Origin of the sequence: Streptomyces cinnabarinus (genome assembly GCF_027270315.1) — a bacterium.
Lineage (GTDB): Bacteria > Actinomycetota > Actinomycetes > Streptomycetales > Streptomycetaceae > Streptomyces > Streptomyces cinnabarinus.
Genome location: NZ_CP114413.1, coordinates 389,811 through 409,840, shown reverse-complemented (window position 1 = coordinate 409,840; position 20,030 = coordinate 389,811). Strand labels below are relative to the sequence as shown.

Here is a 20,030-nt window from a genome sequence, read left to right as displayed (position 1 = left end):
GTACGGGGGACGGTTGGCGTCAACCCCGCGACCACGTATGGATGAACCGTAAACCATTTATGGCGACCACGCGAAACCCATACCAGGTCACGTGACCTGATTCACTCCGGGACTGCCGTCACCCGGATCGTCTCCAGATACGGGTCGCTCGGATCCGGCAGATTCATGCCCGCGTCCCGGCCGGTCAGCAGATACCGCAGCACCGGCTCGGTGAGCCGCTCCCCGGGCAGGACGGCCGGGATGCCCGGCGGATACGGCGTGATCATCTCGGCTGCGATCCGCCCGGCTGCCGCACTCGCCGGAACGTCCTCGGTGGGCCCGAAGAACGCGTCCCGTGGCAGCTGCGCCTGTTCGAGGCGGAACTCGGCCGGCGAGGGCACCTCCACCGCCGGGACCGGGCGCAGCCCGGGCGCGGCGTCCGCCAGATCCTTCAGCGCCGCGAGCAGTTCGCCCGTCGTCTCCTCGTCGTCCCCGTGCGTGATCTGCGCCCCGATCCGGCGATGGTCGGACAGCTGGACGTCGATGGCCCGGTACTGGCGCAGCCAGTCCGCCGCCCGGTACCCGGACATGCCGAGCCCGTCGACCTCGATCATGACGATCAGCGGATCGAGATCCCTGGCAAGCCCCGCGCCGCAGAAGTCGTCCCGGTCGTTCACATGCATCCCGTCGATCCCCTCGACGGCCTCCCGCAGCCACGCCGCGCGCTCCAGCGCCCCGCCCATCAGTTCCTTGCCGTGCAGCGCCATCTGCCGCCGCCAGCCGTCCAGACCGGCGTAGATCAGCACCGAAGGGCTGGTACTGCCGAGCAGGTCCGCGCGCGCCTTGAGCACCTGTGGCGGCACAAGGTCGCCCTGGAGATGGAAGACGGAACCCTGCTCCAGGCCGCTGCCCATCTTGTGGATGCTGGTCACACAGACGTCCGCGCCCGCGTCCATCGCCCACGACGGCAGATCCGGATGGAACGGCAGATGCGCGCCCCACGCCTCGTCCACGACCAGCGGCAGTCCTCGTCGGTGACAGACGTCGGCCAGCGCCGCCAGGTCCGCGCAGGCGCCGTACGGCGTGGGGCTGGTGACCAGGGCCCCCTTGGCTCCGGGGTGCTCGGCGAAGGCCCGGTCGAAGTCGGCCGGGGACGGCGGATGCGCCAGATGCCGCTCGGCGTCCCACCGCGGCTCCACCCACACCGGTTCGATCCCGGCCAGGATCAGTCCCGACACCACGGACTTGTGGGCGTCCCGCCCGATGAGCAGCGGCTCGTGCGGCCCCGCGACCGTCATCATGGCCGCCTTGACGGACAGCGAGGAGCCACAGGTGGTGAAGAAGGTGTGGTCGGCGTGGACCGCCTCCGCCATCAGCTGCTCGGCCCGCTGGAGCACCTGGCCGCGCGTGAGCCGGTCGTCCAGACCGCCCGAGGCGAGCACGTCCCCGAGGAACACCGCGTCCCCGAGGATCTCCCGGACCGCCGGGTCCGCTCCCCGCGCCTGTTTGTGCCCGGGCGGCGAGAACGCCGTCCGTCCCTGGCGGTGGTAGTCCGTCAGTGCCTCCAGCACCGGTGCCCGCTCGTGATCACCCTTCATGTGCCACCGGGTTCCCGACGGGGCGGGGACGAATCCGCGCGCCCGCTCAACCGTCGCCGGGATGCGCGCCCGGCGTCAGGATCTCGTCCAGGACCCGGAGCACGGCGCCGTAGGCGAGCATCCTTACGGCGGCGTCCCTTGCACCCTCCGGATCGCTCGACCGCAGTCCGAAACTCCGGGTCCGCCAGGCCTGCTCCTCCTGCTGGGCACAGGTACGCGCACGCTGGATGCGCCGGAGCAGTTCGTCTGAGTCCACGACATCGGCCATGGCATCCGCGTACCCAGATACGGCCGGTTCGAGCGGCCGCACGGGCCGGGGAGGTTTGACCGGCCGATCGGGGGCGAGCAGTTAAGGGAAGGCCCCATGGCGCCCGGGGAACGTCGAAACCGTCTACTTCATCACGGAGTCGAACGATGCGCGGGGAGCACATCACGCCACAGGTGCGCGCACCGGCCGAGGCACGCCGGGCCGTCGCGCACGCGGTCGCCGCACACTGCCGCGCCACCGGCGCGCCCTGCGACCGCGAAGGCGTCCAGGACGCACTGCTGGTCGCCTCGGAACTCACCACCAACGCCATCCTGCACGGGGGCGGAGTCACCGACTTCCGCGTCGACCTGGTCGAACCGGGCGTCCGCGTCTCGGTGAGCGACCGCAGCGAACGGCTGCCGGTGGTCACCAGGCCCGGCGAGGCCGGGCTGCATCACCGCTACGGCGGTCACGGCTGGCCGATCGTGTGCCGCCTGGCCAGCGATGTCCATGTGTCGGTGCTGCCCGCGGGCGGAAAACGCATCAGCGCCGTCGTGCCGCTCGCCTGAGCAGCCCGCAGGTGTGGCGAGCGCAACCGGGGGAAGGTGGGCTCTCACCGAGCTGAGGAGTCCCATGACCGATCCCGAGGGGGAGCACGATCGCGCCGAACTGGAGCGGCTGCGGGCCGAGGTGCGCGATCTGCGCGCCCGCGCCCTGACCCATCCGCTGATCGCCCAGGCTCAGGGCATCGTCCAGGAGCGGTACGCCCTGCGAGACGCCGACAGCGCCTTCGCGCTGATGCGCCGGGCCTCGCAGCACCGCAATGTCCGGATGCGCACGCTGGCCGAGGCGCTGGTGACGCTGCCGCGGCCCGACGAACGCGCGCCGCTGTGGTTTCCCCGCCGCACCCTCACCGCCGAACCCGCCCTGACCTTCCCGGCCGCCCGGGACACCGGAACCGGCAGCCCGGGCGCTGTCCTGCGGGCCGTGCTGAGCCAGACGCTCGCCGTGGTCGACACGCCCATGGGCAATGTGCAGCTCGTGGACCGCGCCCGGGGCGGACTGCGCATGGAGCGGCACGCCGGGCTCACCGAGGACTTCGTCGACTTCTTCGCCCACGTCGGTGTCGAGGGCACCTCGTGCGCCCAGGCGGCGCGGGACATCGCCCAGGTCACCGTGCGGGACGTGGCGAGCGACCCGGTCTTCACCGAGTCGGCCCGGGAGGCGATTCTCGCGGCGGGCAGCAGGGCCTGCCACAGCGTGCCGCTGACCACCGCCGGCGGCCTGTGCGTGGGCATGGTCTCGGCCCACTTCGACCGCCGCGTCGAAGGGATGACGGCGGCCCAGCTGAAGGCCCTGGAGGAGGTCGGCGCGCAGACCGGCCGCTGGCTCGCCTGGCACGACCGCACGGTGCTGCTGGGCGCCCTGGAGTATCTGCACCTCCTCGGCCGCGGGAGCGGGCGGCGCTGACCGGTTGCGGAGTGAGTCCGGCCGGAACCGGGGCATTCGGAGTCCGGGAGGTCGAGATGAATCCGAGCATTCCGACCAGAGCCGGCCGTACCCCGGCCGAGCCGAAGGCCGCCGCGTCGGCGACCGAGGGGGCCGCGCGGGCGGGACTGGCCGCACGAGGAGTGATCTATCTGCTGGTCGGCGCCCTGGCCCTGCAGATCGCGTTCGGTCATCGGGCCGAGGCGGACCGCCAGGGCGCCCTGGCCACGCTCTCCGACCAGCCGTTCGGGACCGTCCTGCTGTGGGCCCTCGGCATCGGCCTGGTCGGCATGGCCCTGTGGCGGCTCTCGGAGGCCGTCTTCGGAGCCGTCGGCCCCGACGGCCGCAAGGCCCACAAGCGCCTACTCGCCGTGGGCAGGTGCCTCTTCTACGGCTTCGTGGCGTACTCCGTGCTGCGCTTCACGGTGAGCGGCGGCGGGGGCGGCTCCGGGGACGAGCAGTCCCGCGACATCACCGCCTCGGCGATGGATCTGCCCGCCGGACGATGGCTCGTGGGCCTCGGCGGGGCCGCGATCGTCGCCGCCGGACTGTGGATCGGTGTCCAGGCGATACGGCGCGAGTACCGCGAGACGCTCAAGCTCGGGGAGATGTCCGCACCCGAGCGTTGGCTGACGGACGTGACCGGTGCCGGAGGGGGCGTGGCCCGCGGGGTGGTCTTCGCGGCGCTCGGCGCCTTCGCCGTCCAGGCGGCCGTCGACCATGAGTCCGACAAGGCCAAGGGCATGGACGACACCCTGCGCTCGTTCGCCGACACACCGCTCGGCCCATGGCTGCTGGCCTGCGTCGCCTTCGGCCTGGTGCTGTTCGGTCTGTTCTCCTTCGTTCTCGCGGTCCGGCGACGCGTCTGAGATTCCGTCTACGGGGAACGCGGGTCTCATGAACGACTACGAGCTCTCGCCCGACGGCCGGCCCGTGGACCTCTACCTCGGCCTGCTGCGATCGCGGATGGAAACCGAGGACTACCAACGCCTGCTCGATGTGGTCGAGCCGGTCCTGCGTGCGATCGACGAGCGGCGCCTGCCGCCCGCCGAGATGGCCCTGGACAGTGACGACGGGCTGCCACAGGAGATGCGCGACCAGGCCGCGCTGGTCATCGCCGCCGCCGTCACCGGGCGGCTGGACAACGAGATCGTCGAGATCGACCTGGGGGCGACCGGCTCGGTCCGGGTGGTCACGGACGCGACCACCGCGGCGGACCCGGTCCGCCTGGGGGAGATCGCGTCCTACCTCCTGGACCGCCGCCACGACGACGAGGAACTGCGCGGCATCGCCGAGGCGAGCGGCCTGCCCAGCGACTTCTGACGCTCGGGCGGGGCCGTCTACGACGCTTCGGCCGGCGCGGGCTCCTTGCCGACCGGCACCCCCAGCGGCCGGGCCAGCCCCATCACCGACTCGTCGAGCCGCTGCAGGTGCCGCAGCACCCGGTCGGTGACCCGGCCGTACCTCGGTGTGCCCGGGACCCGGGGTTCCAGCAGCGAGGCGATGCTGGGGCCGGTCTCGACCCGCTGCGTGGCCCGCTCGTCGGCGACGTGCGCGGCGATGGCCTCGATGTTGTGCGCGATCCGCCGCCCCGCCCCGCGCAGCCGGGGGTCCGCCGCGATCGAGGGATGCGTGGGCAGCAGCTCGGCGGTCGCCGCCAGCGAGCGCGCGTGATAGGCCGCCGTCTCCAGCAGCGCCACCACATAGCGGGCGGTGTCCCGCCGGGTCCGCAGCGGAGTCACCGGATGGGTCAGCGGCTGCACCGCCGCCCGCAAGTCGGCCAGCGCTTGGTCCAGCTCGCGGGCCTGGTCCAGCAGCTCGACCGGAGGGCCGCCGCTGAGCTGGTCCACGGCCGCCCCGGTGACCTCGCCGAGCCGGTCCAGCACGGTCTCCAGCAGTTCGTTGGTCCGCCGGTCGGTGGCCACCGGCAGCACCACGGCCGCCGCGAACACCCCGCACGCCGCCCCCAGCGCCGTCTCGGCGATCCGCAGCACCAGCACCGACAGGCTGTAGGTGTGCAGCAGGGTGTAGAGCAGGCCCAGCGCGGCCGTGACGAAGAACGACATCAGCGTGTACGACAGCGGCGCGGTGTAGAACATCGCGAACACGAACAGCAGCACCAGCGCGAACGCCGTCCAGGTGTGCTGCCCGACCAGCCCCGCGAGCAGGATGCCCGCCACCACCCCGAACACCGTGCCCAGCAGCCTGCGGTAGCCCTTCACCAGGATCTCGCCCGTGGAGGAGGTGTTCAGGAACACGATCCAGCAGGTCAGCACCGCCCAGTACCAGCGGTGACTGGACAGCAGCTCACCGCCGACCATGGCCAGCGACGACCCTACGGCGACCTGCACGGCGGCCCGGGTGGTCGGCCGCCGCAGCCCCGTCGGCTCCTCCCGCTCGGCGTTCTCCGCGGCGTCGATCGCGACGTCCTCGGCATCCAGCTCCTCCCGGGAACGGGCCGTGGCCGGGGTGTCGTCCGACTCGTCCTGCGGCCCGTCGAGCGCGATCCTGAGCCCCAGGACCGCTCGCGCGGCCTCGCCGACCCCGCGGAAGACGTCCTGCACGGCCGGGGCGGCATTGGGCAGGTTCTCCTCCTCCCGGTAGGACAGCAGCCGGTTGCGCACCTGGGCGAGGCCGGTGCCGCGCGGATACCGGACCAGCAGGCGCAGCGCCCGCAGATCCCGCCGCAGCGCCTCGACCGCCGTGTCCCGCACCGGCTGCCGTCCGGCGGACGGCACGGGCGCGCCCGGCAGATGCAGGGTCAGGGTGTCGGTGTTCTCCGCGCTGCGCGCGGTCAGCAGGAGCAGGCCGAGGCGCTCGGCGGCGATCTCGGCGTCCGCCACCCGCCGCTGCACCAGCCGGGCGGTGCCCTCGTCGGCCGTGCCCTCCTCCAGCCGCCCCTGGATCATCAGCGCCGTCTCGTGCAGCCGGGCGGTCCCCTCGCGTACGTTCTCCAGCGCCCGGTCCGCCTCCTCGGGACCGGCGTCGAGCAGTTCGAGCTGTGCCGACACCAGCTGCGCGAACCGGGCCCGGAACGCCCCGCGCAGCCGCTCCAGGGTCCCGGCCGGGGTCTCCGGCACGAGCGCGAACCGCACCACGGCACTGCACACCACCGCCGTCGTGACCGCGCCGTACAGCTCCGGCAGATCGGAGACCGTGGCGCCGACGAACAGGGACACGAAGTACAGCTGGAAGCCGATCATCCCGAGCGCGGTCCCGCGGTCACCGAACCGGCGCCCGTAGACGGCACCGAAGATCAGCGCGACGAAGAACAGGTCACCGGCGACCACATGGGAGTGCAGCAGGGCGGCGAGGCCGACCGAGGCGAGCGCGACCGGCAGCCCCAGCGCGAGCGTGACGGCCTGCGGGCCGCGCTCCTTCTCCCGTACCGCGAAGGTGGAGACCATCGCAGCCATGGCCCCGGCGACCAGATGCGGCACATCGGCCCCGGCCAGGGCGAGCACGACCAGCGTGAGCGCGATCGCGCCCACCGTCCGCAGCCCCGCGGCCAGCCGCAGCAGACCCGGATCGGAGGCCGCGACCCGGTCCCGCAGCCGCGCCCACCCCGTGCTGGTGCCTATCCCCGACCCTCCGCGCCCGTCACGTGCTCCTGCAGTTGCTCCGGGGTCAGATAGGCGTCCGTGTACTCGAAGTCCTTCAGCCGGGCGGGCTTACGGGCCTGGAAGCCGGTGCGCACGAAGTCGTCGCCCGCGATGGCGTTGAGCGTCCAGTTCGTCAGCACCCGCACCTTGGCGACATTGGTGCGCAGCGCCGACCAGTGGTAGCCGCGGGCCACGAACTGGGCGGGCAGCCCCTTCAGTTCCACGCCGAGCGGCTTGGACACCGCGTCCGTGCCGCCGAGGTCGACGACGAGCCCGAGGTCCTTGTGCTCGTACGGGCGCAGCGGCTGGTTCCTGAGGGTGGCGATGAGGTTGTCGGCGGCCACCTTGGCCTGCCGCATCGCGTGCTGGGCGGTGGGCGGGCAGATGGCGTCCTCGTCCGGCTTGGCCAGGTCGGGCACGGCCGCCGCGTCGCCGAGCGCGAACACCCCGTCCTGTCCCACCAGGCTCAGCTCGGGTGTCACCGTCAGCCGTCCGCGCACCGTCTTCTCGCCGAGCGTGCCGATGAGCGGGCTGGCGACGACCCCCGCGGTCCAGATCAGCGTGCGGGTCGGGATGACCCGGCCGTCGGTGAAGGTGACCTCCTCGGGGCCCGCCTTGGCGATGGAGACCCCGAGCGAGATCTCGATGCCGCGCCGGCGCAGGATCTCCTGGGCGTCCGAGCCCAGCTTGTCGCCGAGCTCCGGCATCAACTTCGGCGCGATGTCGATCAGATGCCACTTGATCAGTGCCGGGTCGAGCCGCGGGTACCGCTTGACCGCGTTGTGGGTGAGCTGCTGGAGACAGGCCGCGGTCTCGGTGCCCGCGTAGCCGCCGCCGACCACCACGAACTGGAGCCGCGCCGCCCGCTCGTCCGGATCGTGGCTGGCGTCGGCCAGATCGAGCTGCGAGATGACGTGATCACGGATGTACGCGGCCTCGGCGAGGGTCTTCATGCCGAACGCGTGGTCCGTCAGACCCGGGATGTCGAAGGTGCGGGTGATGCTGCCGGGGGCCAGCACGATGTAGTCGTACCGCTCGTTGACGATCTCGTCGGTGATCGTGCGGATGACGCACACCTTGGCGGCGAGGTCCACGCCGATGGCGCCGCCCGGGATGATCCGGGTGCGGTACTTGCTGCTGCGGCGCAGGGACAGCGCGATCGACTGGGGCGTCAGCACGCCGGAGGCGACCTGGGGCAGCAGCGGCAGATAGAGCTGGTAGGCGAACGGTGTCACCAGGGTGACGTCGGCCTCGTCGACGGCGAGCCTGCGCTCCAGCCGGCGAACGCACCCCACTCCGGCGAAGCCTGCGCCCACCACCAGGATCCTGGGTCGTGTCACGGTGTTCATCCCTTCTGCGGCTCGCCATCGATCCCACCGCGCTCCCGGCCACGGCGCCAGTCGGGGGCGGCAGGCAGATGAACGACTTGTTCGAGCCATACCGCCTGTTCCGGCCACCCTGCCCCAAAGGATCTGCGTGCACACGGGGTTCCCCGATATCGACGGGCGACTCACCAGGGCAGGAAGACATGGATGTCCTTGCCTCGCTCATGGGTGATGACACCGACCTGGTGGCTCAGGGTCTGCACCAGGTACCAGCCGATGCCGCGGCCCTCCCGCCCGGGGTCGTAGCGACGGGGCGCAGGCAGCTCGGGGCTGGTGTCGCGCAGGACCACGTGGACGCCGTCGAAGGTCCGGCTCAGCCGCAGTTCGAAAGGACCCGGCGCGTACTCCAGGGTGTTCGCCACGAGCTCCGTGATCACCAGCAGGATGTCGTCGCGGCGGTCGGGCGCGGCGGGCGGCAGGACCCGCGCGAGGTCACGCAGGTACGCCTCGGTGGCCAGCCGCGCTCCGGTCACGTCCCCGAGCGCGCCGGGGAAGCGGACGCGACGGTCCGCGATCTCCTGTGCACCCAATGCGTCGTCGCCCGTCTCTCCCCCCGGACCCCTTGGCTGTCCGGCTTCCCCGCTCGCCGCGATCCACGCGTGCTCACCGGAAGACGTTGTCGACGTCGTCCCACGCGGCGAACTCGTCCGGCATCGGCCGGCTCCGGGTCTGCGCGCGGGCCTGGTACATCGCATCGATCTCCAGCGCGTAGTGGCGCACGATCACGTCCCGGCGCAGCTTCATCGACGGCGTCAGCAGGCCGTTGGCGGAGTCGAACGGCTCCGGCAGCACCCGGAACACCCGGATCGACTCCGACCGCGACACGGTGCTGTTGGCGGCCGCCACGGCGCGGGTGATCTCCTCCCGCAGCGCGTTCTCCTCGCGGGCGTCCCGGGCGTCGCGGCTGCGCGGTTCCAGAGTGCCGCGCCAGTACGCCAGGAAGTCCGGGTCCAGGGTGAGCAGCGCCCCCACACAGGGGCGGTTGTCGCCGACGACCACGGCCTGGTGGATCAGCGGGTGCATCCGCAGCCGCTGTTCCAGCGCGGCGGGGGCCACGCTCTTGCCGTTGCTGGTGATGATCACGTCCTTCTTCCGGCCGGTGATCGTCAGATAGCCGTCGGGGTCCAGCACCCCGAGGTCCCCGGTGGCCAGCCAGCCGCCGCGCAGCGCGTTCCGGGTGGCCGCCTCGTCGTTGACATAGCCCTGGAACACCGACGGACCGCGCACCAGGATCTCGCCGTCGTCCGCCATCCGGACGTCCATCCCGGGCAGCACCTTGCCCACCGTCCCCGAGCGCTCCCGGCCCGGCGGCTGCGCGGTGACCCCGCCCGCGGTCTCGGTGAGCCCGTACCCGTCGTTGAGGTAGATGCCGATGCCCTCGTAGAAGAGGGAGATCTCCCGGTTCAGCGGTGAGCCGCCGGACGTCGCCCGGCGGATCCGGCCGCCGAGCGCGCCCCGCAGCCCGCGGTACACCGTCCGCTCGTACAGGGCGTGCTGGAGCCGCAGATCGAACCCGGGCCCGGGCCCCTCCCCGAGCCGGTGCCGTTCCACGGCCAGGGCGAAGTCGCGTGCCGTGTCCGCCGCCCGCTCGAACAGGGTGCCGCGGCCCGTCTCGCGGGCCGTGCGCAGGAAGTTCTTGTAAATCTTCTCGAAGACCGACGGGACCGCGCAGAAGTACGTCGGCCGGAACGACTGCAGCGCCGCCGCCAGGGCGCCCCCGCTCGGCTCGGACTCATGGCCCATCAGCATGCCGCCGCGCAGGCACAGACCCTGCACCATCAGCCCGTACACATGGGAGAACGGCAGGAAGGCGAGGACCGACGCCTGTCCGCCCGGCGGCACCACCAGATGCCCCCAGCCCTCCAGGAGCGTGTCGACCGGGCTCGCCAGGCTCCGGTGGCTCAGCGCGCAGCCCAGCGGGCGTCCCGTGGAGCCCGAGGTGTAGGCGATCACGGCCGTGGAGTCCGCCAGCACGATCCGGCGCAGCGAGTCGACCGTGGCCAGCGGCACGAACGAGCCCCGCTCCACCAGCTCGGCCAGTGCCCCGGCGTCCAACTGCCAGACATGCCGCAGCATCGGCAGCGAGGCGCACACCGAGCCGACGGTCATGACCGACTGCTCGTCCTCCACCACCACGCCCACGCATCCGGAGTCCCGCAGGATCCACTCCACCTGCTCGCGCGAGGACGTGGGGAACACCGGCACGACCTCGGCGCCCACCGCCCACAGGGCATAGCTGAGGACCGTCCACTCGTACCGGGTACGCGCCATGATCGCCACGCGGTGGCCCGGCGAGATCCCGGAGGCGACCAGGCCCTTGGCCAGTTCCACCACCGTGTCCCGCAGCTCCACCGCGGTGATCTCCGTCCACTCCGCGGAGCCCTCCAGACGGCGCGCGAGCACCGGCAGGGTCGGTTCGATCAGGGCCCGTTCGAAGACGCTGTCGGCGAGGCCACCGGCGGGCGGCGCGGCGACCGAGGGAGCCAGGGCGAAGTCGCGCATGCGCAGCTCCTGTGATGTACGCGGTGTGACGCCACCGACGAGCAGGGTTATCGGCGGTGCTCGAATCTAGCCGAGGTACGAGCGAACCGTGCCGGAATCCGACAAGCCGACCGCTCTGATGATCTCGCCGGGTCCGGGGGACCTCAGCACAGGAGCCGTGCCCGGGGTGCGAGCGGCGTCGGCCTCACTCCAGCGTCCGCCGCACGCACTCGGTGACGACGTCCCGCAGACCGCCGGTGTGCCGGAACAGTTCACGCTGGGTCCGGGCGCCGTTGCCGCGGGCCAGCAGGTGGGCGACCCGCTTGCGGGCGTCGTCCAGGTCGCCGCTGTCCGCCAGCGCCTCCCCGACATGGTCGAGCAGCGCGCGCAGCACGGCCGGGGCCGACCTGCGCCGCATGGTCTCGGGGTGCAGCAGGGTGTCGGTGACACCGGCGCGGGCGGCCTGCCAGGCGGCCAGCCGCAACACGCTCACCCCGTGCTCCGCCGGCTCGACACCGGCCCGCCACTCCCGTGCGGCGGTCTCGACCAGACCGCGGGCCAGGGTGGCGAGCAGTACGGGGGTGTCGGCGTGCAGACAGACGTCCGCGACCCGGATCTCCACCGTCGGATAGTTGCGGCACAGCCGGGCGTCGAAGTAGACCATCGCCTCGTCGAGGATCACCCCGGTGTCGATCATGTCCGCGACGACCTCGCGATACCGCTCGGGCGACCCGAACACCTCGGTCGGACCGGCCGACGGCCAGCGCTGCCACACCCGGCTGCGATAGCTGGCGTATCCGGTGTCCTTGCCCTGCCAGAACGGCGAGTTGCAGCTCAGCGCCGACAGCACGGAGAGCCACGGGCGTATCCGGTCGATGACCGCGACACCCTCGTCGTCGGAGTCCACGGCCACATGGACATGGCAGCCGAGGACGAGCTGCTCACGGGTGGCGATGCCGTACTGCTCCGCCATCCACTGATAGCGCTGGTGCGGTCCGACGCTAGGGCTGACCGGGAGCGGGGAGGTGGCCAGCGCGGCCACCGCGCAGCCGAGCTCCCCGGCGTGCCGCGCCGCCTCCTTGCGGCAGCGGACTATCTCCCTGCCCAGGTCGTCCATGTCGGACTGCGGAGCCGTCGCGTACTCCAGCATCTGCTCGTGCAGTTCCTTCTCGAACAGGTCCTTGCCGTCCGCGTTGTCCCGCGCGGCGCGGGCGAGGATCGCGGCCGACAGGGGCCGCGCCTCGCCCGACTCCGGGTCGACCAGGAGGAGCTCTTCCTCCACTCCGACGGTACGCACCTGAGGCACCCCTTCTGTGGCCCGATGCGAGGACGACGAGGGTTTCGCCGTACGCCCCGACTGCCCATTTGAGGGCATTCGGACACCTCGCACCGACTTGCGGGCCTCAGCAGGGGTACGGCGTCAGCCACACCGTGGCCAGTGGGGGCAGTGTGATCCGGACCCCGTCGTCCTCCGGCTTCAGCGGGCCGGGGTTGGTGACGTCGCCGCCGCCGTACTTCGCCGCGTCGGTGTTGAGCGTCTCCTCCCACACCGGGCCGTCCTCGGGCACCCAGAGCCGGTAGTCGTGCCGCACGACGGGGGAGAAGTTCGACACCGCGAGCAGGGGAGTGCCGTCGGCGGCGTACCGGAGGAAGGCGAAGACATTGTCCTCCGCCGCGTCCCCGGCGACCCAGCGGAAGCCGCCCGGGTCGGTGTCCCGCTGCCACAGCGCCGGGGCCGCCCGGTAGACCGTGTTGAGATCACGGACCAGGTCGCGCACGCCCCGGTGATCGGGCTCGGCGCCGTACGCCGGGTCCAGCAGCCACCAGTCGGGGCCGTCGGGCTCCGACCACTCGGCCCCTTGAGCGAACTCCTGCCCCATGAAGAGCAGTTGTTTGCCGGGGTGGGCCCACATGAAGCCCAGATAGGCGCGGTGATTGGCGCGTTGCTGCCACCAGTCGCCGGGCATCTTGGACACCAGCGCCTGCTTGCCGTGGACGACTTCGTCGTGGGAGATGGGCAGGACGTAGTTCTCGCTGTAGGCGTACACCATCGAGAAGGTCATCTCGTGGTGGTGGTACTTGCGGTGCACCGGCTCGTGCTCGATGTAGCCGAGGGAGTCGTGCATCCAGCCCATGTTCCACTTCAGGCCGAAGCCGAGCCCGCCGCTGTCGGTGGGCCGGGTGACTCCGTCCCAGGCGGTGGACTCCTCGGCGATCGTCACCACGCCCGGCGCCCGCCGGTACACGGTGGCGTTCATCTCCCGCAGGAACGCCACGGCGTCCAGGTCCTCCCGGCCGCCGAAGACATTGGGCGTCCACTGGCCGGAGTCGCGGGAGTAGTCGAGGTAGAGCATCGAGGCGACCGCGTCCACCCGCAGTCCGTCGATGTGGAACTCCTCGCACCAGTACACCGCGTTGGCGACGAGGAAGTTGCGCACCTCGACCCGCCCGAAGTCGAACTCGTACGTCCCCCAGTCCGGATGCTCGGCCCGCCGGTCGTCCCCGGGCTCGTAGAGCGGCTCCCCGTCGAAGCGGGCCAGCGCCCAGTCGTCCTTGGGGAAGTGGGCGGGCACCCAGTCCATGATCACGCCGATGCCGGCCCGATGGAGCGCGTCGACCAGGAACTTGAAGTCGTCGGGGGTGCCGAGGCGCGCCATGGGCGCGTAGAACCCGGTGACCTGGTAGCCCCAGGAGCCCGAGAACGGATGGTGGGCGACCGGCATCAACTCCACATGGGTGAAGCCGAGATCCTTGACGTAGGCGGGGAGTACGTCGGCCAGCTCGCGGTAGGTCAGTCCGGGCCGCCAGGACGGCAGATGCACCTCGTACACCGAGAACGGCGCCACATGCACCGGCACGTCCCCGCGGTGCGCCATCCACTCGGCGTCGCCCCACTCGTACCGCGAGGAGTGCACGATCGACGCCGTGTCCGGCGGCACCTCCGCGTGCCGTGCCATCGGGTCGGCCTTGAGGAAGCGGTGCCCGTGCCGGGAGTGGATCTCGAACTTGTACCGCGTGCCCTCGGCGACCCCGGGCAGGAACAGCTCCCACACACCCGCCGCACCGAGGGAGCGCATCGGGAAGGCGGTGCCGTCCCAGTAGGTGAAGTCAGCGGCGACCCGCACCCCTTGGGCGTTCGGCGCCCACACGGTGAACCGGGTGCCGGTCACCCCCTGATGGGTCATGGGCTCGGCGCCGAGCGCCTTCCACAGCTGCTCGTGCCGACCCTCCCGGATCAGATGCAGATCCAGGTCGCCGAGGGCGGGCAGGAAGCGGTACGGGTCCTCGACCTCCTGCTCCCCGTCCTCGTACGACACCAGCAGCGTGTACGACGGGATCCGGGCCAGCGGCAGGACGCCGGAGAAGAGCCCCTCGCCCTCGGAGGTCAGGGCCCGGCGCTCACCGTCCACGACCACGCTCACCGCGCGCGCGAACGGGCGCAGCGCCCGGAACACCACTCCGCCCGGGACCACATGGGCCCCCAGCAGCGCGTGCGGATCGTGATGGGCACCGGCCAGCAGCCGGCCCCGGTCGGTGGGATCCAGCGGCGGGGCCGTCCCGCAGCGTGCGGGGCCGGAGGACTCGGGCAGCGAGGTGTCGCGCAGCGCCATGGGGTCAGCCTCCTCGTACGGCGAGACGTTCGATCGCCGCCATCGGTACGGGAAGCCAGTCCGGACGGTGTCTGGCTTCGTACAGCACTTCGTACACGGCCCGGTCGGTCTCATAGGCGCGCAACAGGCCGTGTTTCTTGCGCGGATCCCAACCGGCGGCGGACGCGTAGCCCGCGCAGAACGCCTCCCGGCAGCGGCGCGCCCACTCCGGACGCCACGGGCGGCGCTGCCGGGCCGCGTAGTCGAAGGAGCGCAGCATCCCGGCGATGTCCCGCACGGGGGAGTGCGGGCTGCGCCGCTCCGCCAGCGGACGCGACGGCTCGCCCTCGAAGTCGATCACGAACCACTCCCGTCCGGCCCGCAGCACCTGGCCCAGATGCAGATCGCCGTGGATGCGCTGCGCGGGCGGACCGGAGTCGCAGGTGCTGAGCGCCCCGAAGGCGGTCCGCAGACCGGGCACGAACGGCCGGAGCGCCGGTACGCAGTGCGCCGCGGCATCCAGCCGCTCGGTCATGCCGGCCGCCGTACGGGCGTTCTCGTGCCGGGTCTCGCAGGGGAACGCCGAGGCGAGCGCGAGATGGACCTCGGCGGTGGCCCGCCCCAACTGGTGTGCCTCCGCCGTGAAGTCGGCACCGGAGGCGAGCGCCTGGAGCGCCAGCGCCCAGCCGTCGGTCGCGTCCCGCAGGAAGGGCTGGAGCACTCCTAGCGTCGCCTCCCACGGGCTGGTGGTGCGGAACCAGGCGACGGGCTCGGGCACCCGTGGGCAGCCCTGCCGGGCCAGTGCGCCCGGCACCTCCAGGTCCGGGTTGACGCCCGGCTGGATGCGCCGGAACACCTTCAGCACGAAGGCGTCGCCGTACACCAGCGAGGAGTTGGACTGCTCGGCGTCCATCAGCCGTGGCGTCAGACCCGGGGGGACCGGCACGGACGAGCAGGACTCGAAGCGCAGCGGGCCCGCCGTCCCGGGGTGGCGCAGCCGGTCCAGGAGCATCTGCGCGGAACGGAGGTCCTGCAGCGCGTCGTACACCGTCAGCCCCGCGAGCGGTCCCTCCTCGGCCCGCCCGATGAGGCTGCGGCCCAGCCGCGGGGACGGGTGCTGGCGCACGCCGAGCAGCAGCTGGTAGCAGTCGCCGGCCGGGGGCGCGGTGGTGCCGCCGGGCGCCGGCACCGGGACGTGGCCCGCGTGGATCAGCAGGTGCAGACAGCCCGGGAACAGCTCGTTCATGGACAACAGGGCCAGGTCGGTGACCGGCCGGTCCTTGCCCGCGAACCACCGCTGCCGCGGCAGCCACTGACGCAGCAGACCGCCGAGCGAGACCATGATGTCGGCGACGGCCGGAGGGCTCGGCCTGAGGGATGCGGTCTTCGTCATGGTGACGCGTCCTTTCGTCGGCACACGCTCAAGGGCACACGCACAAGGGGCAGACGCTCAGGGTCGGCGGCCGATGCGGGAGGCGACTCGGGAGAGCCGGAACCAGTAGAAGCCGTGTCCCGCGAGGGTGAGCAGGTACGGCAGCTCGCCGATGGCCGGGAAGCGGACCCCGCCGAACAGCTCGACCGGGTGCCGTCCGTCGAACTCGCGCAGATCGAGTTCGGTCGGCTGGGCAAATCGGGAGAAATTGTTCACGCACAGGACGAGATCGTCCTCGTACTCCCGCAGAAAGGCCAGTACCGCCGGGTTGGACGACTGGAGTTCGGTGAAGGAACCGAGTCCGAAGGCCGGGTTCTGCTTACGGATCTCGATCATCCGGCGTGTCCAGTGCAGCAGCGACGACGGCGACGCCATGGCCGCCTCGACATTGATGACCTGGTGGCCGTAGACCGGGTCCATGATCGTGGGCAGGTAGAGCCGACCGGGGTCGGCCGTCGAGAAGCCCGCGTTGCGGTCCCCGGTCCACTGCATGGGGGTGCGGACGGCGTCCCGGTCGCCGAGCCAGATGTTGTCGCCCATGCCGATCTCGTCGCCGTAGTAGAGGATCGGCGAGCCCGGAAGGGAGAGCAGCAGGGCGGTGAACAACTCGATCTGGTTGATGTCGTTGTCCAGGAGCGGCGCCAGGCGGCGGCGGATGCCGATGTTGGCGCGCATGCGGGGGTCCTTGGCGTATTCCGCCCACATGTAGTCGCGTTCCTCGTCGGTGACCATCTCCAGGGTCAGCTCGTCGTGGTTGCGCAGGAAGATGCCCCACTGGCAGCCCGAGGGGATGGCCGGGGTCTTGGCGAGGATTTCGGAGACCGGGTAGCGGGATTCGCGGCGGACCGCCATGAAGATGCGCGGCATGACGGGGAAGTGGAAGGCCATGTGGCACTCGTCGCCACCGGCGCGGTAGTCGCCGAAGTAGTCGACGACGTCCTCCGGCCACTGGTTGGCCTCCGCCAGCAGCACCGTGTCGGGATACATGGCGTCGATCTCGCGCCGGACGCGCCTGAGGAACTCATGGGTGGCCGGGAGGTTCTCGCAGTTGGTGCCCTCTTCGGCGTAGAGATACGGCACGGCGTCCAGCCGGAAGCCGTCGATACCGAGGTCGAGCCAGAACCGCAGGGCGCCCAGGATCTCCTCCTGCACGGCCGGGTTCTCGTAGTTGAGGTCCGGCTGGTGGGAGAAGAAGCGGTGGAAGTAGTACTGCTCCCGCACCGGGTCGAAGGTCCAGTTGGACACTTCCGTGTCGACGAAGATGATCCGCGCGTCCGCGTACTGCTTATCGTCGTCGGCCCACATGTAGAAGTCGCCGTACGGCCCGTCAGGGTTCTTCCGGGACTCCTGGAACCACGGGTGCTGGTCGCTCGTGTGGTTCATGACGAAGTCGATGATGACCCGCATGCCGCGCTGGTGGGCGGCGTCGACGAACTCGACGAAGTCGGCGAGGTCGCCGAACTCGGGCAGGACGGCGGTGTAGTCGGAGACGTCGTAGCCGCCGTCCCGCAGGGGGGACTTGAAGAACGGGGGCAGCCACAGACAGTCCACGCCGAGCCACTGGAGATAGTCCAGCTTGGCGGTCAGGCCCTTGAGATCACCGACGCCGTCACCGTTGCTGTCCTGGAAGGAACGGACGAGCACTTCATAGAAGACGGCGCTCTTGAACCAGTCGGGATGCCGGTCCTTGGCCGGGGTGTCCTCGAAGGTGTCATGGACGGGCTCGTTGACGGTCATGACGCGGTAGACCCTCCGATCTGCGGCGAGGCGGGCGAAGCCTGGACGTGGAGTACATGTGCGGGTGCCCGGCCGGGCTCCAGGCGCACATAGTTGGTCCTGCCCCACAGATAGGTCTCACCCGTCAGTTCGTCGTGCACGGACAGGGATTCGTCCCGGTCCAGGCCGAGTTGCGGCATGTCCAACGAGACCGTGGCCTCCTGGGTGTGGTGGGGGTCGAGGTTGACGACCACGACGACCGTGTCCTTGCCGGTGCGCTTGCTGTACGCGAGCACCGCGTCGTTGTCGGTGTGGTGGAAGCGCAGGTTCCGCAGGTGGTGCAGCGCGGGGTGGCGGCGGCGGGCGGTGTTGAGCTTGGTGATGAGTGGAGCGATGGTGTCCGGGGTGTCCCAGTCACGTGGACGCAACTGGTACTTCTCCGAGTCGAGGTACTCTTCGCTGCCCTCGCGCAGGGCGGTGTTCTCGCACAGTTCGTAGCCGCTGTAGATGCCCCAGGTCGGCGAGAGGGTGGCCGCGAGGACGGCGCGCAGGGCGAAGGCGGCCGGTCCGCCGTGCTGGAGGAAGGCGTGCAGGATGTCGGGGGTGTTGGCGAAGAAGTTCGGCCGCATGTAGGCCGCCGCCTCACCCGAGAGTTCCGTGAGGTACTCGGTCAGCTCCCGCTTGCTGTTGCGCCAGGTGAAGTACGTGTACGACTGCTGGAAACCGACCTGGGCCAGGGTGCGCATCATCGCCGGGCGGGTGAACGCCTCGGCCAGGAAGATCACATCGGGGTCGGTGCGGTTGATCTCCCCGATCACCCGCTCCCAGAACAGCACCGGCTTGGTGTGCGGGTTGTCCACCCGGAAGATCCGCACCCCGCAGCCCATCCAGTGCCGCAGCACCCGCAGCGTCTCCGCGACCAGCCCGTCCAGGTCCGCGTCGAAGGCGATGGGGTAGATGTCCTGGTACTTCTTCGGCGGGTTCTCCGCATAGGCGATGGTGCCGTCCGGGCGGTGATGGAACCACTCCGGGTGCTTGTGCACCCAGGGATGGTCCGGCGAGCACTGCAACGCGAAGTCCAGCGCCACCTCCAGACCCTCCTGCCGGGCCTGCCGGACGAACCAGGTGAAGTCCTCCAGCGTGCCCAGCGCCGGGTGGACGGCGTCGTGCCCGCCCTCCGGCGAGCCGATCGCCCACGGCACGCCGACGTCCTCGGGGGCGGGGTCGAGGGTGTTGTTGCGGCCCTTGCGGAACGTGCTGCCGATGGGATGGATCGGCGGGAGATACACGACGTCGAAACCCATCGCCGCGATCTCCGGCAGCCGGCGCGCCGCCGTCCGGAACGTCCCGTGCGGCACCTCCGCCGTCCCCTCGGAACGGGGGAAGAACTCGTACCACGACCCGAACAACGCCCGCTCCCGCTCCACCAGCAACGGCAACGGATCCGAGACGGTCACCAACTCCCGTAGCGGATACCGCGAGAGGACCTTGTCCACCTCGGGCCGGAAGGCCGCCGCCAGCCGGGACACGACCGGCTGGGAATCGTCCCGGAGGTCCTCGACCGCACGGAGGAGGACAGGGCGCCGCTTGGCGGGCACCCTGGCCGCCGCGCGCTCGAAGAGGTCGGCGCCCTCCTCCAGGACCACCCCGGTGTCGATTCCGGCCGGCACCTTGATCCGGGCGGTGCGCCGCCAGGTGGTCAGCGGGTCGCTCCATGCCTCGACCTGGTACGTCCAGTTCCCGGTGGCGGTGGGGGTGACCTCCGCGCCCCAGCGGTCGGTGCCGGGGGCGAGTTCACGCATCGGGGTCCAGGGACCCGGACGGCCCAGTGGGTCCCGCAGCACGACATTGGCGGCCACGGCGTCGTGCCCCTCCCGGAACACGGTCGCCGAGACCTGGAACGTCTCGCCCACGACCGCCTTCGCCGGGCGCCTGCCGCACTCCACGGCAGGCTGCACATGCCGTACCGGGATACGGCCGATGGCCGCGGTTGCCTTCATGGTTGCTCTCGCCTCCGTCGTGCTGGTGGCCGGGCCCCGCAAGGCCCGGCCGTGGGATTCAAGCTGTGCCGGAAGGGGTCTACCTGCCGGCCCGGGAATGCCGCTTGGCCGTAGGTGGACCTCGTCGGACGGCGACGCCGGCCCGGGGGCGTTCGTCCTGCTCGCGCAGATAGGCGCCCACGCTGCTGCGCAGATAGCGCTCGGCGGCGTCCGCGGCCTCGCGCGCGCAGCGCTTCCCCATCAGCACGCACAAGGTGTAGCCCGAGTCCTCGAAGGTGGCCCGCACCGAGCGGTCGGCCGGGGACGCGAGCATGACGCGCTCCCAGGCCCGGTACCGCCCCAGTTGGCGGGCTACCTCGGCTTTTGCCGGTAGCAACATGACGCCGTTCACCTCTCGGGTTTCAGGGCGCAGGTCCACCGGTCGGTCGGGGGTGGCCGTGCGCGGACGCACGCATGCCTCACGGGCGCGCGGGTCTTCACTCATGGTGCACGTGTGACGACTCAGCGTCTTG

General features: G+C 71.3%; 16 protein-coding genes. 4 read left to right on the top strand and 12 right to left on the bottom strand.

Annotation, left to right across the window (positions count from 1 at the left end; all coding sequences use genetic code 11):
- Positions 1–101: 101 nt before the first annotated feature.
- Both STRCI_RS01890 and STRCI_RS01885 read right to left on the bottom strand, forming a co-directional pair.
- Positions 102–1,577, bottom strand: coding sequence for an aminotransferase class I/II-fold pyridoxal phosphate-dependent enzyme (locus STRCI_RS01890; RefSeq protein WP_269657023.1), 1,476 nt, complete (start codon positions 1,575–1,577; stop codon positions 102–104).
- 46 nt (positions 1,578–1,623) lie between these two features.
- A complete protein-coding gene (locus STRCI_RS01885) occupies positions 1,624–1,845 on the bottom strand; it encodes a hypothetical protein (RefSeq protein WP_269657022.1) in 222 nt (73 codons plus the stop codon).
- A 146-nt stretch (positions 1,846–1,991) separates the two neighbouring features.
- On the opposite strand from STRCI_RS01885, the gene STRCI_RS01880 reads away from it, so the two are divergent.
- The 4 genes from STRCI_RS01880 (at position 1,992) to STRCI_RS01865 (ending at position 4,635) form a co-directional block, all read left to right on the top strand.
- Positions 1,992–2,393 carry an ATP-binding protein gene (locus STRCI_RS01880; RefSeq protein WP_269657021.1) on the top strand — a complete coding sequence of 134 codons (402 nt, stop codon included), beginning with the start codon at positions 1,992–1,994 and terminating at the stop codon, positions 2,391–2,393.
- Between the two features lie 64 nt (positions 2,394–2,457).
- Complete coding sequence (locus tag STRCI_RS01875; RefSeq protein ID WP_269657020.1) at positions 2,458–3,294, top strand: ANTAR domain-containing protein; 837 nt, start codon at positions 2,458–2,460, stop codon at positions 3,292–3,294.
- A 56-nt stretch (positions 3,295–3,350) separates the two neighbouring features.
- On the top strand, positions 3,351–4,181 hold the full coding sequence (locus STRCI_RS01870; RefSeq protein ID WP_269657019.1) for a DUF1206 domain-containing protein: 831 nt from the start codon (positions 3,351–3,353) through the stop codon (positions 4,179–4,181).
- Positions 4,182–4,209: 28 nt separating this feature from the next.
- Complete coding sequence (locus STRCI_RS01865) at positions 4,210–4,635, top strand: hypothetical protein (protein WP_269657018.1); 426 nt, start codon at positions 4,210–4,212, stop codon at positions 4,633–4,635.
- Positions 4,636–4,652: 17 nt separating this feature from the next.
- On the opposite strand, the gene STRCI_RS01860 is transcribed toward STRCI_RS01865, so the two are convergent.
- From STRCI_RS01860 to STRCI_RS01815, 10 genes are all read right to left on the bottom strand, one after another.
- Positions 4,653–6,866: an FUSC family protein gene (locus STRCI_RS01860; RefSeq protein ID WP_269664468.1), complete on the bottom strand. Its 2,214-nt coding sequence runs from the start codon at positions 6,864–6,866 to the stop codon at positions 4,653–4,655.
- Between the two features lie 23 nt (positions 6,867–6,889).
- Positions 6,890–8,263 (bottom strand): NAD(P)/FAD-dependent oxidoreductase, encoded by a 1,374-nt coding sequence (locus STRCI_RS01855; protein WP_269657017.1) that lies wholly within the window; start codon positions 8,261–8,263, stop codon positions 6,890–6,892.
- 161 nt (positions 8,264–8,424) lie between these two features.
- Positions 8,425–8,829 (bottom strand): ATP-binding protein, encoded by a 405-nt coding sequence (locus tag STRCI_RS01850; protein WP_269657016.1) that lies wholly within the window; start codon positions 8,827–8,829, stop codon positions 8,425–8,427.
- Between the two features lie 73 nt (positions 8,830–8,902).
- On the bottom strand, positions 8,903–10,801 hold the full coding sequence (locus tag STRCI_RS01845; protein WP_269657015.1) for an AMP-dependent synthetase/ligase: 1,899 nt from the start codon (positions 10,799–10,801) through the stop codon (positions 8,903–8,905).
- A 184-nt stretch (positions 10,802–10,985) separates the two neighbouring features.
- Positions 10,986–12,077, bottom strand: coding sequence for a glutamate--cysteine ligase 2 (locus STRCI_RS01840; protein ID WP_269657014.1), 1,092 nt, complete (start codon positions 12,075–12,077; stop codon positions 10,986–10,988).
- Between the two features lie 106 nt (positions 12,078–12,183).
- Entirely contained in the window at positions 12,184–14,391 is a 2,208-nt protein-coding gene (gene glgB, locus STRCI_RS01835) for a 1,4-alpha-glucan branching enzyme (RefSeq protein WP_269657013.1), read from the bottom strand.
- A gap of 4 nt (positions 14,392–14,395) precedes the next feature.
- Positions 14,396–15,763, bottom strand: coding sequence for a maltokinase N-terminal cap-like domain-containing protein (locus tag STRCI_RS01830; RefSeq protein ID WP_269657012.1), 1,368 nt, complete (start codon positions 15,761–15,763; stop codon positions 14,396–14,398).
- 57 nt (positions 15,764–15,820) lie between these two features.
- Positions 15,821–17,539 (bottom strand): maltose alpha-D-glucosyltransferase, encoded by a 1,719-nt coding sequence (treS, locus tag STRCI_RS01825; protein ID WP_269657011.1) that lies wholly within the window; start codon positions 17,537–17,539, stop codon positions 15,821–15,823.
- The gene (locus STRCI_RS01820; protein WP_269657010.1) at positions 17,536–19,518 is read right to left on the bottom strand and encodes an alpha-1,4-glucan--maltose-1-phosphate maltosyltransferase; all 1,983 of its coding nucleotides are present in this window, start codon (positions 19,516–19,518) and stop codon (positions 17,536–17,538) included. Before STRCI_RS01820 ends, treS begins: the two co-directional genes overlap by 4 nt.
- 79 nt (positions 19,519–19,597) lie before the next feature.
- Positions 19,598–19,897, bottom strand: coding sequence for a DUF5133 domain-containing protein (locus tag STRCI_RS01815; protein WP_269664467.1), 300 nt, complete (start codon positions 19,895–19,897; stop codon positions 19,598–19,600).
- Positions 19,898–20,030: the final 133 nt, after the last annotated feature.